The sequence below is a fragment of the Limnohabitans sp. genome (assembly GCF_046052765.1).
Classification (GTDB): Bacteria; Pseudomonadota; Gammaproteobacteria; order Burkholderiales; family Burkholderiaceae_C; genus Limnohabitans.
The window spans coordinates 1-12,678 of the sequence record NZ_JAVLFQ010000028.1 but is presented as its reverse complement, the minus strand read 5'-3'; the positions used below and the strand labels follow the sequence as shown (position 1 = coordinate 12,678).

The window sequence follows — 12,678 nt, the reverse complement described above, 5'->3', positions numbered from 1 at the left end:
AATCAAATTAATTTGATAATTTAATCATAACAAAATGAAATTTTGAAGAATCTAACAAAATCTTTATAGTAAAAACCCTGAGATATTTGGAGAAGCTTCAGCTGAAAGGTTTAGGCTTGCCAGACGCCATATCCCGCTTGTCTGAGCCTGATACCCAGATCGACTTCCATGTATTGCGCATCTCCATAAGGCATAGGGTTGAGGTGCTCAAACAACTCGGTCATCAACCGCAATCCATACTTTTGAACAAACACATTGCCTTTGATGCCTGCTTTGTGGTTATCAAACCGTGTGTCTGGATCAAGCCCGGTCATGCCTACATAAACAAATGGTTGACCTGAGACGTAGTCAGGGTTGCTGCGTTTGAATTTCGGTTCAAACCATACATCCGGATGCAGCTCCACCACATAGACATGATGCGAATTGCGAACCGCCATGTGTCATTTCTGGCAAAGAGATTGGGAAATTTTTTCGTAAGCACTGCCGGGTTGGGGAAATATTTTCATGGTCCCTGGCGAAGTGTTTCGCAATATAGAGCCCCGCGCCATTTGATCGTTGAATACCACCAATGACTTTTCACGCAACCAGCCTTCCTGACAATCAGTCTCCAACCAGGTTTTGACCGAGCGCACACCAAAAGCACCTACGGGAGTTTTGTGATCGAACAAAGTCCAAATACGTGGTTGTGCATCGGCGCTGCGGCTGGCGAGATCTACATACCATGTGCCGTCTTCCATTTCCATGAACAGGGTCCACTCGGCGTGGCAGTTCAAGCCGACGCACAGCAAAGCCATACAACAAAATTTTTTCATATCCAGCGATTCAAAGTGATGGTCCATTCTCTGCGATTTGTTGGCAGGCAGGGTTTCTTGTGCAAAACCTATAAACTGAAGACAAGATAAAAAATCCAACCGATACATGTTTTTTCAGTTTGAGTGTCTCGTACGCTTTGTGATCCCAAGCCAACGGAGTTTCCATGCCCACTTCCTCATACCAAGCCTTGACAGAGCAACTTTTGCCAGCATGGCAGCAGAAAAGGCAATTAGCCACACCCGATAACTCGCTGCCGCAGCCAACTGACAGGGCGCAAGGCTACGCCGCACAAAAGGCATTGTTTGAAGCCACGGGTGAATCGGCCATGGGCTGGAAAATTGCGGCCACCAGCATTGCCGGTCAACAGCACATCGGTGTCACCGGCCCACTGGCCGGGCGATTGTTGACTTCACGTTGTTTGAAACCGGGCGCGAGCATCAGCTTGACACACAATCTCATGCGCGTGATGGAGCCCGAATTTGCTTTTCGCATAGGTAGGGATGTGCTGGCGAACTCCCCACTTGCGTTGACGACTGAAGAAGTCATGTCCCATGTGCAGGACTTGCATTTGGCGATTGAAATTCCAGACTCACGCTGGCAGGACTTTGTTCACATCGGCGAAGCCATGTTGCTGGCAGACTTTGCTTGCGCCAACCAATTGGTGTTGGGTGAGGCGGTCAGTTATCCCTGGCGTGATCTGGACTTGAGTCAGCACGCAGTACAAGTTTTGAAACAAGGTGTGGTTCAAGCGCAGGGCAGTGGCGCCAATGTGCTGGGAGACCCGCGCAAGGCATTGGCTTGGTTGGCCAACGAATTGTTGAGTCATGGCATGCATTTGCGCCAAGGCGACACGGTTATCACGGGTACCTGCGTGGTGCCAGTGGTGTTGAATGCGGGCGATGATGTGCTGGCTGACTTTGGCGTGTTCGGTACGCTAGGTATTCAAGTGGCGTAATGCGCTTCGTGTTATTCAGACCATCCCTAAAGTGACGGTTCCTGCCAATGCAGAAAGGGCCAACACACGCCATACCGGCCATTTGAATCTCAGCAAAGCCAGCGCACAAGCCAAGGTCAGTACAGCGGACAACCCTTCAAAACGACCAGACATGCCTTGAGGCCACAGCACGTGATAGGCAAAGAACAACGCCAGGTTCAACATCACGCCGACCACCGCCGCCGTGATGGCGGTCAAAGGGGCTGTCAACCGCAACTGGTTTTGCGTGCTTTCCACCAACGGCCCGCCTGCGAGTATGAAGATGAACGAAGGCAAAAAAGTAAACCACGTGGCCACGATGGCGCCCAAACAGGCAGACACAAACAGCGGGTCATCGGTTGCAACCGGATGCGCATAACCACCCAGAAAACCCACGAAGGACACGACCATGATCAATGGTCCGGGCGTAGATTCACCGAGCGCCAAGCCATCCATCATTTGTTGCGGCGAAAGCCATTGAAAAGTCTCTACCGCACCTTGATACACATAGGGCAAAACCGCGTATGCACCGCCAAAAGTCATCAGTGCCGCTTTGCTGAAAAACCAACCCATGCGGGTCAAGGTGTTGTCGTCGCCATACATCCATTGCAAAACCCACATCGGGAGCAACCACAACACCACCCCAGCGCCTACAACCCAGCCTAAGCGGCTCCATTTAAATTGGGCGTGCGCAGGGCTAGGTGTGTCATCATCAATCACGGCAGGGCGAGCAGGCAATGCAGCAGCACTGGCATGCTGCGCCGCTGAAGAAAATTGCGCGGGTGCCACTGCCCCAAGAACCGCGCCCGCCAAAGCCGCGCCCAGCACTGTCCAAGGAAATGGAACCTGCCACAGCCCTATGGCAGCAAAACTCAAACCGGCAATCGCCCACAGGCTGACATTGCGCAATGTTCGAGCGCCTATGCGGTGAACCGCTTGCAAGACGATGGCGATAACAGCGGGTTTGATACCGAAAAAAAGCGCAGCCACCCAAGGTACATCGCCGTAACTGACATATACCCAAGACAAGCCCATGAGCATAAACAGCGAGGGCAGCACAAACAACAGGCCAGCCAATACGCCGCCCCATGTTTTGTGCATCAACCAACCCAGGTAGGTGGCGAGTTGCTGTGCCTCTGGGCCAGGCAGCAACATGCAGTAATTGAGCGCATGTAAAAAACGTTTGTCAGAAATCCAAGCGCGTTCCACGACCAAGGCTTGGTGCATGATGCCTATTTGACCAGCGGGCCCGCCGAAACTGATAAAGCCCAGTTTGAGCCAGAACCACAGCGCCTGTCTGAAAGAAATAGTTGAAGTGTGCGCCGTGGGCAGTGAATCGCTCATCTGCCAATGATACGGGTGCAGTAGCTTGGCCCTGCCTGAGTTTTAAAACCTGCTGATTTCCAATTGAGCCGCCAGCAGGGCGGCTTTGGCTTGTGCATCGTTGACTTCAATTTGCATGTGTAGCAATTGGGCCGCGATGGTTTTGCCCAGATTGTCACTGCGCAAACTGGAAGCCGCACCGCCATTGAGTGCGCCGCGCAACACGAATTTCAAAGCCAGCAGGTTGGGCAAATCAAACCTTTCTACATAGGGCAATGCAGCGTCCCGTTGCTCATTCGTCTGCGGCCAAAGGTGTGCAAAATAGGTTTGCACTCGCTCTGCACTGATATGTTGTGCCAGTAGGGCGTAGCCCAGCGGTTCCCATGCAAACAAACCGATGTCTGCGTTGTCGGCCTTGTCGCCGCTGCGTGCATGGGCAATGTCTGACAAGCGCAGCTTCATCAGAATGCATCCTTGAAATATGAATCCATCGGCAACTGGACAGCAAAGAATGTCACACAGTCTCCATCAAGCTGATGCGAACTTTGGCTTCTACCGCACTGCGGTCAATCAGCGCAGGCCAAAGTCCCAGTAACTCGTGGGCTGCTGGCATGCCATGAAAGCCTCCCATGAAAGGTGGCCCCGACAAGGCCAGCCAAGGAAACAAGCGGGGAAACATATCAGCGTGTTTTTTCTCGCGGGTTCGTATGGCCATTCGCAGCCAGATTTCGTTCATGTCATCGTCTTGGGGTTGATGCGCGTGAGGTCCGAGAAAGCTGTTGTGCCCCAACCATTCCACACACAGCTCTTCGTAGGGCAAATGTTTTTCCTGCATTTGCAGTTGTACGGCTTGAGACACGGCCAGCGCTTTGGCCCGTGCGTCAGGCCAGCAAAATCCAGTGACAGCGTGGCCCATCCAGCCATTGTGAAAACCTGCCACGAGTTTCCATTGCGTCGGTGCAGGATGACCTATAGCGCCGCGCACTTGCACCTTGTCAACCCCAATTTCATGCAGCGTCAACTCGCCCATGTCCAACACCACATCGGGGGTGATGTAGCAGCGCGGGTTGTGCACCTCGTAAAGCAATTGTTGTCGAACGGTGTGGTAGTTGATGCGGCCACCGCTGCCTTGTGCTTTGGTGATGAAGACCTCGCCGTCGGCAGACACCTCGGCGATGGGAAAACCGATGTGAGACAAATCAGGAATACGTTGCCAGACACCAGACGCACCAAAATTGCCGCCTGCCCCTTGACCTGAGCATTCGAGCAAATGGCCTACCGCGATACCTTGAGCCAGTTTGTCCCAGTCGTCGCTGGCCCAACCAAACGAATGTATCAGCGGGCCTAAAAACAAAGCCGCGTCCGCTACCCGTCCTGTGATCACAATGTCTGCACCTTGTGCCAGCGCTTGCGCTATCGGTTGTGCGCCTAGGTATACATTGGCGAACACCAGCGCATCACGCACACTGTCAATACTTGCGCCGCTGTCCATGTGAGCCAGCGTTTCTCCGTTGGCTTGCAATTCGTCTATGTGATCGAGCACGTTGTCGCCAGTGACCACGGCAATGCGGGCGTGCCAAGCTTTCGCTTTAAACAATTGTTGTAAGGCACTGGCTGCACCATGGGGGTTCAAGCCACCGGCGTTCAATACAAACTTGACGCCCCGCTTGGAAGCGGCAGGCCACAACTGGGTGAGCATGGGCAAGAGGTCGCGGGCGAAACCCGCAGCGGGGTCTTTTTGACGGTCTTTTTGCAAAATCGCTAACGTCAATTCAGCCAAATGGTCAGAACAGACGTACTGGACGTCACCATGCTCGATGGCGGACAACACGGGCGACCAGTTATCGCCGTAAAAACCCAGACCGGAAGTGAGTCGAACACGCGTCATATGGTTTTGAAGTCAGGGAGCTATGAAAATACCCATTCACACACAACCCCATGATAGGCCATACGACAACCAGACAGACGAAGATGACGTCGCTGGTTGTCTTGTTCTATGGCGTGTTCGCTGTTGAAGCAGGGCTGAACGGTCAGGCGATCAGAATCAAGTTGTTTTTCAAAATAGTTGGATCAGTTGATGAAATCGTGACACCTTCGAGCCAAATAGTTTGAGTGGTAGTTCCAGAGCCAGCGCCATCAATATCAATCGTGATTTTTGTGCTGTTGGTGGTGGTGCCGCCTGGTGCAATTTGCGCTGTGGCGATAGTGACCCACTGGCTGAGTGTGGAGCTGGAACTGTTGTAGCCGTTGGTCAGTAGCTTGCTAATGTCCAGCTTATCGCCTCTTGTTCCATTCCATGCGCTGAAGTCTTTGATCACGTCAACACTGTTAACGACTGCGTCCCCCGCATTCCATACAAAGGTATCGTTGTCGAACAGTAAATCATATTTGCCCCCAATGTCAGCGACTGGCCCAGTAGTGGAATAAGTGAAAGAGACCGCTGGAGGGCCGCCGCTAGCTACACCCACTGTTGCAATTGACCCTGAAGAGAAACCTGTGGTAACACTACCGGAACTGGTGAAACCTGAGATATTAGGCGTTGCACCACTTGCCAGATTCTGAAAAGCCGCTGCAACTGCGGTTGCCGTTGCATCTTGTGTTGCGGTTAGAGTTACGCCTGCAATTGTGACCGATTCAGTGGTTTTTAATACTTAACAACCATTTTTACACAATAATTAGTTAAATTTAATGATTTAAATGCATTAAATGAATCTTTTGCCACTAATTTAAGGGTGGTTTGTGGCTTTTTCGAAATAGCCCAATCCATGCACATCATTTCGACATGACAAGCGGGGCAGATGTCAATGCTGGCATATGCCTAGCCAGCTTGCATTCGGCATGATCCACAATGTGAAAGGCTGTCTCTTTATGGATCAACCCTCCTATTTCCAATGCAAGCACTTCAAGTCATTTTGAGCGGCGTCGCCCAAGGCTGTATTTACGGTTTGATAGCCCTTGGCTTTGTGCTTATCTACAAAGCGACTGAAACGGTCACTTTTGCGCAGGGCGAACTGATGATGCTGGGTGCATTCACAGGATTGGCCTGTGTCAACTATTTGGGTTGGCCCTTTGGGGTATCCGTCGTCGTGTCCATGCTAATCATGGCTGGCATGGGTTGGTTGATTGAGCGTGTGGTGATCAATCCCGTGCTGGGCGAGCCAGCTTTTGCAATTGTCATGCTCACCATTGGCGTGGGTTATGTGGCGCGAGGTCTGGTCACCATGATTCCAGACATAGGAACAGAAACCCACAGTCTGGCCGTGCCGTATGCAGACATCAACTACAAGCTGGGTAGTTTGGTGTTGGGTACGACCCAGTTGGTGGTGATGGCTACCACCGCCGTGTTGTGCGGTTTGCTTTTTTTCATGTTCAAGTATTCGCGCATAGGCATTGCCATGCAAGCAAGTTCACAAAACCAACTCGCAGCTTATTACATGGGCATACCTGTCAAGCGACTCAATGGCTTGGTGTGGGCTTTGGCCGCTGTGGTTGCCACCATCGCAGGTTTGTTGCTGGCACCGATTACTTTTGTGCATGCCAATATGGGCTTCATTGGTTTAAAAGCCTTTCCTGCGGCAGTGGTTGGCGGTTTCGGCAGTTTGCCAGGCGCGATTGTGGGAGGCATCATCATTGGGGTGGTCGAATCGCTGGCCGGTTTTTGGCTACCCGAGGGATTCAAAGACGTGGCCGCCTACGTCGTGGTGTTGCTGATGTTGGTGTTCAAGCCCAATGGCTTGTTCGGCGATAACTTGCGCAAAAAGGTCTGAGCCATGCGCTTTATTTTCAAAACTTCTTACAACCAAGACATTGATTTGGCCAAACACGGCGGTCACTTGTTTTGGTACACCTTATTGATGCTGGCTTTGGTATCGGCACCTTGGTTGTTACAAGAATACTGGTTGGCACAACTGACATTTGTGATGATTTACAGCATCATGGGCCTGGGTTTGATGTTGTTGGCTGGCTTCACCGGATTGTTCTCCATCGGTAACGCGGCATTCATGGGCGTAGGTGCTTATGTGGCCGCGGTACTGTCTGCACATGGCACTGCGTTTCCTGTGACCGTGGCTGTCAGCGCCGGATTGTCTGCATTGGTGGGCGCTGTGGTCGGCTTGCCAGCTTTACGGGTCAAAGGTATTTTTCTAGGTATTGCCACCTTGTCCTTCGGATTCATTGTCGAAGAAGTGCTGGCTCGGTGGGAAAGTCTGACTGGCGGCAATGCGGGTATGCATGTGAAGACGCTGGTTATCGGCAGTTGGAAAGCCGACAGTGGCGACAAGTTTTATGCGGTCTGCTTGGTGGTCACGGTGTTGTGCACATTGGCGGTACTCAACTTGTTGCGAAGTTCTACAGGCCGTGCGTTCGTGGCGATAAGAGATTCTGAAATATCCGCGCAAAGCATGGGCATTCATCTGGCCTATTACAAAACCTTGTCATTCATGATGTCCGCCGCATTGGCAGGTATTGGCGGCGCTTTGTATGCCCACAAAATGCAGTTCATCAGCCCTGATCAATTTGGTATTTTGCAGTCTATCGATTTGCTGTTGATGGTGGTCATCGGTGGCTTAGGCTCGGTGCACGGTGCTTTTTTGGGCGCGATTTTTTTGATTACCATGCCGCAGTTCATCACCTTGGGTAAAGATTTACTGCCTAGCGCCATTGGCCAAGCGCCTGGCTTGCAAGCGGTGGTGTATGGTTTGGTGCTGATAGCGTTCGTCATGTTTGAGCCTATGGGCTTGTATGGGCGTTGGTTGAAGATCCGCACTTGGTTCCAACTGTTTCCCTTTTACCGCAAGGGTATGTTCAAGCGTCAAAAAAGTTTCCAAAAATCGGACCGACTCAAATGAGCGATATTCTTCTCAGTGCGCATGATTTGACTGTACGCTTCGGCGGCGTGCTGGCGGTCAACCAAGTCAGCTTTGAGGTGCGACAGGGCGAAGTGTTTACTTTGATAGGACCTAATGGCGCGGGAAAAACCACGGTGTTCAACCTGATCAGTCGCATCTACACACCTACTTCAGGGTTTTTGAATTACGCAGGCCAACGCTTGAGTGACATGCCTGCCCATGCAGTGGCTGCCGCAGGTATTGCACGTACGTTTCAAAATATCGAATTATTCGAACACGCTTCTGTGCTTCACAATTTGTTGATTGGCCGTCATGTGCATAACCGCACGGGGTTTTGGCAACAGATGTTGTTCACCCCGAGTGTGCGCCGTGCGGAAATCGCAACCCGTCGCAAAGTGGAAGAAATCATCGATTTTCTAGACTTGCAAAAGTACCGTGACACCATGGTGGCAGGCCTGCCTTATGGCATACGCAAGGTGGTCGAGCTCGCGCGTGCCTTATGCACCGAGCCCACATTATTGTTATTGGACGAACCCTCCTCGGGCTTGAACGTAGAAGAAACCGCTGACATGGCTTTTTGGATTCAAGACATTCAAAAAGATCTGGGCATCACCGTGTTGATGGTGGAGCACGACATGAGTTTGGTGTCCAAGGTCAGCGACAGGGTATTGGCGATGAATCAAGGTGAGGTGCTTGCCATGGGAACACCTGCCCACGTACAGTCAAATCCTGCTGTCATCGAGGCCTACTTGGGCGGCACATTTGATGCAACCACTTTCAAGCGGAATTCACAGGTGGCTGCATGAGTAACGTCTTGCTGCAACTCAACAATGTCGAGAGCGCCTACGGCCCAGTGCGGGCTATTCGTGGCGTCAGTCTTTCGGTGCTGCGCGGTCAAATTGCCACTGTGCTGGGCTCTAATGGTGCCGGCAAAACCACCGTACTGAAAACCATCTCCGGCATCATCGATCCACGCAAAGGCACGGTGCAATTTGACGGCGACAACATCACCGCCATGGACCCAGCCCACATCGTGCAGCGCGGTTTGGTTCACGTTCCCGAAGGTCGCGAAGTGTTCCCTTTGTTGTCAGTACGTGACAATTTGTTGATGGGTGCATACACCCGAAGCGACAAAGATGCGATTGCGAAGGACATTGAAACCGCGTTTGCTTATTTTCCTATTTTGCGTGAGCGAGCCACCCAGCCTGCGGGTTTGCTGTCGGGTGGACAGCAACAAATGTTGGCTATTGCACGCGCGCTTTTAAGCAATCCTGAGATGATTTTGTTGGATGAACCCAGTCTGGGTTTGTCGCCCAAATTGACCCAAGAAATTTTTGAGATTGTGCTGCGTATCAATCGTGAACGAGGCACTACCATGTTGTTGGTTGAGCAAAACGCAAACATGGCGCTGAATGTCGCGGACTATGGCTTTGTGTTGGAGTCGGGTCGCATAGTCATGGAAGACACCTGCGAGCGTCTGCTGCAAAAAGATGACATCAAGGAGTTTTACCTTGGTCTCAAAGAAGCCGGTGCACGCGACGAGCGGCGCTGGAAAAAGAAGAAAACCTGGAGATAGCACATGAGTGTTTTATGGGATACCGCCAGGCTCAAAGGTTCGACGGACATTGTGATACCGGGTGAAACCATCACCGGTATTTTTTGGAATGGCGTAGCGGCTCGATCTTCTCAGTTGATGATGCGCGAAAAAAAGTTCGGCATATGGCAGAGCTGGAGTTGGCTGCAAGCAGGACAGGCCGTGCGTGAGATCACCATGGGCTTGGCCGCCCATGGTTTCGCTGTGGGTGACTGCGCCTCTATTTTGTCCAATACCCGATTGGAATGGGTGTTGGCTGATATGGCCGTATTGTCAGCAGGCGGTATATCCAATGGTATTTACCCGACCGACTCGCTGTCTCAGGTGAAGTATTTGTGTGAAGACTCGCGCACTTGCGTTTTGTTTGTTGAAGACGAGGAGCAATTGGACAAAGCTTTGATGGCCCGCGATCAATTGCCCTTGCTCAAACTGATTGTGGTCATTGATACTGAAGGCTTGACTAGGTTTGCCGACCCCATGGTCATCAGTCTGCAAGCACTTCAGGAGCAGGGTGCGGCCTATGACAAATTGCATGCCAACGAGTTTGAGCTGCGTCGCCACAGCCGTCAGCCCTCAGACTTGGCTATATTGATTTACACCTCAGGCACCACAGGCAAGCCCAAGGGCGCCATGCACAGTCATGCCGGCATGGTTTATGTCATGCGTGGCTACAGCCAATACCTGGGGCAAAATGAAAAAGATGAGCGCATGTTGTTTTTACCCTTGTGCCATATTGCCGAAAGACTTGGAGGCATGTACTCGTGTATTTACAGCGGTGCAATTTTGAATTTTGTCGAAAACCCTGACACCGTGCCTGAGAATGTGCGTGAGATAGCTCCCACACTTTTCTTTGCGGTGCCACGCGTCTGGGAGAAGTTTTATTCAGCAGTCACTATCGCTATCGCTGAAGCGGGCGCCATTCAACAATTTATTTACCACATGAGTTTGGTTGTGGGTAATACAGTGGCAGCGCGGGTGTTGCAGCGCCAGCGCGTACCGATATGGCTCAAATGTTCTTTCTATTTGGCGCGTCTACTGACATTGAACAATGTACGACGCATGATGGGTATTGAGCGTGCCCGATTTTTAGGTACGGGTGCTGCGCCCATATCACCTGATTTGGTGCGCTGGTATCTCGCCTTGGGCATTCCTATGCTGGAGGTTTGGGGACAAACCGAATCTGGTGGTGCATCAACATTCATGCCGTATGACCATATTGTGCCTGGCTCTATTGGCAAGGCGTGTGACTACAACGAGGTCAAGGTCGACCCTGTGACGCAAGAGTTGCTGGTACGCGGCCCGAATGTGTTCATGGGTTATTTGAACCAGCCAGATAAAACCGCTGAAACTATTGATGCAGACGGTTGGTTACATACAGGAGATGTGGGTAGCGTGGATGCGGATGGTTTTTTCAAAATCACCGATCGCATGAAAGACATCATCATCACCGCGGGTGGCAAAAATATCACGCCCAGCGAATGGGAAAACGAATTGAAGTTTTCGCCGTATGTGACTGACGCAGTGGTGATCGGCGACAAACGCCCCTACCTGTCAGTCATCATCATGATTGATCTGGATAACGTGGAAAAATATGCCCAAGATCATGATGTGCCTTTTTCCAATTACGCGAGTCTGACCCGAACAGCTGAAGTACAGTCCTTGATACAAGCTGAAATAGACAAGGTGAACACCAAGTTTGCACGTGTAGAGCAAATCAAGCATTTTCGACTGCTCGACACCCAGCTGACCGCAGAAGATGATGAACTGACCCCGACCATGAAGCTCAAGCGAAAATTTGTAGAAAAGAAATACAGTGACTTGATTGAAGCCATGTACACCACTTAAACCTGTGACAAATGAATTGAAGGAGACTGAACCATGAAAAAACAAATCTTGATGGGAATGCTTGTACTGTGTTTTGGACAAGCGTGGGCGCAACAACAAGGTGTGACCAAAGACGAAATTTTGATAGGCACAATTCAGGACATGTCAGGTCCGCTGGCAGGGTATGGCAAAGCCGTTCGCAATGGCATGCAGTTGCGCATAGATGAACTCAATGAACAAGGCGCGATCCACGGGCGCAAACTGCGCTTGGTCAGCGAAGACTCCGGTTATGACCCTAAGCGTGCAGTATTGGCAGCTCAAAAACTGGTGAACCAAGACAAAATTTTCATCATGGCAGCCCATATTGGAACGGCACAAAACAATGCCGCCATGCCAGTGCAATTTGAAAAAAATATCATCAATTTTTTGCCAGTGACAGCGGCGCGTGAAATGTATGAGCCGTTCAACAGGTTGAAATATGCTGCGTTTGCTACTTACTTTGATCAAATGCGTGCCGCAGTACCTAGTCTGGTGAAAGAGAAAAAACTCACCAAGGTATGTGCTATCCATCAAGACGACGAATTTGGTTTGGAAGTCCTGCGTGGCGCAGAGGCTGGCCTGAAGTCGGTCAATATGGAGTTCACCGAGAAGACGTCGTATAAACGTGGCGCGACCGATTTTTCCTCGCAAGTGGCGCGCATGAAGTCTGCAGGTTGTGAGCTGGTGGTGTTGGGCACCATCATTCGTGAAACGGTAGGCACTATCGCCGAATCGCGCAAAACGGGTTTTAATCCGTTGTTCATTGGTTCCAGTGCTGCTTACACCGATTTGATTCACAAATTGGGCGGTAAGGCGATGGACGGTATGTATGCCACTATGACCGTGCCACACCCCTACTTGGACGAAGCTTCCAAGCCTATTGCTTTTTGGGCCAACAAATACAAAACAAAATTTGGTGATGACCCCACCGTGTTCTCTGTCTATGGATACATCATTGTTGACGCTTTCATACGTGGTGCGCAAAAAGTAGGCCCCAATTTAACGACAGATAATTTCATCAAGGCCATGGACAACATGACCATTCCTTCCGATATATTTGGTGGTCCTGAGGGTAAATTCACACCGACTCAACATTTGAGTTCTAACCGTTCGCGTTTGTCGCAGATCCAAGACGGTAAATGGAAAATCATTTCTGACTATTACAAGTTGGACTGAACGGTTAATTGTTAGAAATTGGGGTCAGACTCCGAAATTGGGAAATTGGGAAATTGGGGTCAGACTCCGAAATTGGGAAATTGGGAAAT

At 50.9% G+C, this 12,678-nt stretch carries 13 protein-coding genes; 7 read left to right on the top strand and 6 right to left on the bottom strand.

Annotated elements, in window-relative coordinates; all coding sequences use genetic code 11:
• Window positions 1–110 precede the first annotated feature (110 nt).
• Both AC9UG7_RS02890 and AC9UG7_RS02885 read right to left on the bottom strand, forming a co-directional pair.
• Window positions 111–437 (bottom strand): hypothetical protein, encoded by a 327-nt coding sequence (locus AC9UG7_RS02890; RefSeq protein WP_509583896.1) that lies wholly within the window; start codon window positions 435–437, stop codon window positions 111–113.
• A 3-nt stretch (window positions 438–440) separates the two neighbouring features.
• Window positions 441–839 (bottom strand): surface-adhesin E family protein, encoded by a 399-nt coding sequence (locus AC9UG7_RS02885; protein WP_509583894.1) that lies wholly within the window; start codon window positions 837–839, stop codon window positions 441–443.
• A gap of 137 nt (window positions 840–976) precedes the next feature.
• Here AC9UG7_RS02885 and AC9UG7_RS02880 point away from each other — a divergent pair, with 137 nt between their 5' ends.
• Complete coding sequence (locus AC9UG7_RS02880; RefSeq protein ID WP_509583893.1) at window positions 977–1,768, top strand: 2-keto-4-pentenoate hydratase; 792 nt, start codon at window positions 977–979, stop codon at window positions 1,766–1,768.
• Between the two features lie 15 nt (window positions 1,769–1,783).
• Here AC9UG7_RS02880 and chrA read toward each other — a convergent pair whose 3' ends face one another.
• The 4 genes from chrA to AC9UG7_RS02860 form a co-directional block, all read right to left on the bottom strand.
• Window positions 1,784–3,130, bottom strand: a complete 1,347-nt coding sequence (chrA, locus tag AC9UG7_RS02875; RefSeq protein WP_509583891.1) for a chromate efflux transporter — start codon at window positions 3,128–3,130, stop codon at window positions 1,784–1,786.
• 42 nt (window positions 3,131–3,172) lie between these two features.
• Window positions 3,173–3,571 carry an AtuA-related protein gene (locus tag AC9UG7_RS02870; RefSeq protein WP_509583889.1) on the bottom strand — a complete coding sequence of 133 codons (399 nt, stop codon included), beginning with the start codon at window positions 3,569–3,571 and terminating at the stop codon, window positions 3,173–3,175.
• 52 nt (window positions 3,572–3,623) lie between these two features.
• The gene (locus tag AC9UG7_RS02865; RefSeq protein ID WP_509583888.1) at window positions 3,624–4,997 is read right to left on the bottom strand and encodes an acyclic terpene utilization AtuA family protein; all 1,374 of its coding nucleotides are present in this window, start codon (window positions 4,995–4,997) and stop codon (window positions 3,624–3,626) included.
• A gap of 142 nt (window positions 4,998–5,139) precedes the next feature.
• A complete protein-coding gene (locus tag AC9UG7_RS02860; RefSeq protein WP_509583886.1) occupies window positions 5,140–5,577 on the bottom strand; it encodes a type I secretion C-terminal target domain-containing protein in 438 nt (145 codons plus the stop codon).
• Between the two features lie 423 nt (window positions 5,578–6,000).
• Here AC9UG7_RS02860 and AC9UG7_RS02855 point away from each other — a divergent pair, with 423 nt between their 5' ends.
• From AC9UG7_RS02855 to AC9UG7_RS02830, 6 genes are read left to right on the top strand one after another with little or no spacing between them, the layout of a single operon-like run.
• On the top strand, window positions 6,001–6,876 hold the full coding sequence (locus tag AC9UG7_RS02855) for a branched-chain amino acid ABC transporter permease (RefSeq protein WP_509583884.1): 876 nt from the start codon (window positions 6,001–6,003) through the stop codon (window positions 6,874–6,876).
• 3 nt (window positions 6,877–6,879) lie between these two features.
• Entirely contained in the window at window positions 6,880–7,956 is a 1,077-nt protein-coding gene (locus AC9UG7_RS02850) for a branched-chain amino acid ABC transporter permease (protein ID WP_509583881.1), read from the top strand.
• A complete protein-coding gene (locus AC9UG7_RS02845) occupies window positions 7,953–8,762 on the top strand; it encodes an ABC transporter ATP-binding protein (protein ID WP_509583879.1) in 810 nt (269 codons plus the stop codon). Before AC9UG7_RS02850 ends, AC9UG7_RS02845 begins: the two co-directional genes overlap by 4 nt.
• The gene (locus tag AC9UG7_RS02840) at window positions 8,759–9,532 is read left to right on the top strand and encodes an ABC transporter ATP-binding protein (protein ID WP_509583877.1); all 774 of its coding nucleotides are present in this window, start codon (window positions 8,759–8,761) and stop codon (window positions 9,530–9,532) included. The genes AC9UG7_RS02845 and AC9UG7_RS02840 overlap by 4 nt, the downstream gene beginning before the upstream one ends.
• Window positions 9,533–9,535: 3 nt before the next feature.
• Window positions 9,536–11,395, top strand: a complete 1,860-nt coding sequence (locus AC9UG7_RS02835) for an AMP-dependent synthetase/ligase (protein WP_509583875.1) — start codon at window positions 9,536–9,538, stop codon at window positions 11,393–11,395.
• 33 nt (window positions 11,396–11,428) lie between these two features.
• Window positions 11,429–12,589 (top strand): ABC transporter substrate-binding protein, encoded by a 1,161-nt coding sequence (locus AC9UG7_RS02830; protein ID WP_509583873.1) that lies wholly within the window; start codon window positions 11,429–11,431, stop codon window positions 12,587–12,589.
• Window positions 12,590–12,678 lie beyond the last annotated feature (89 nt).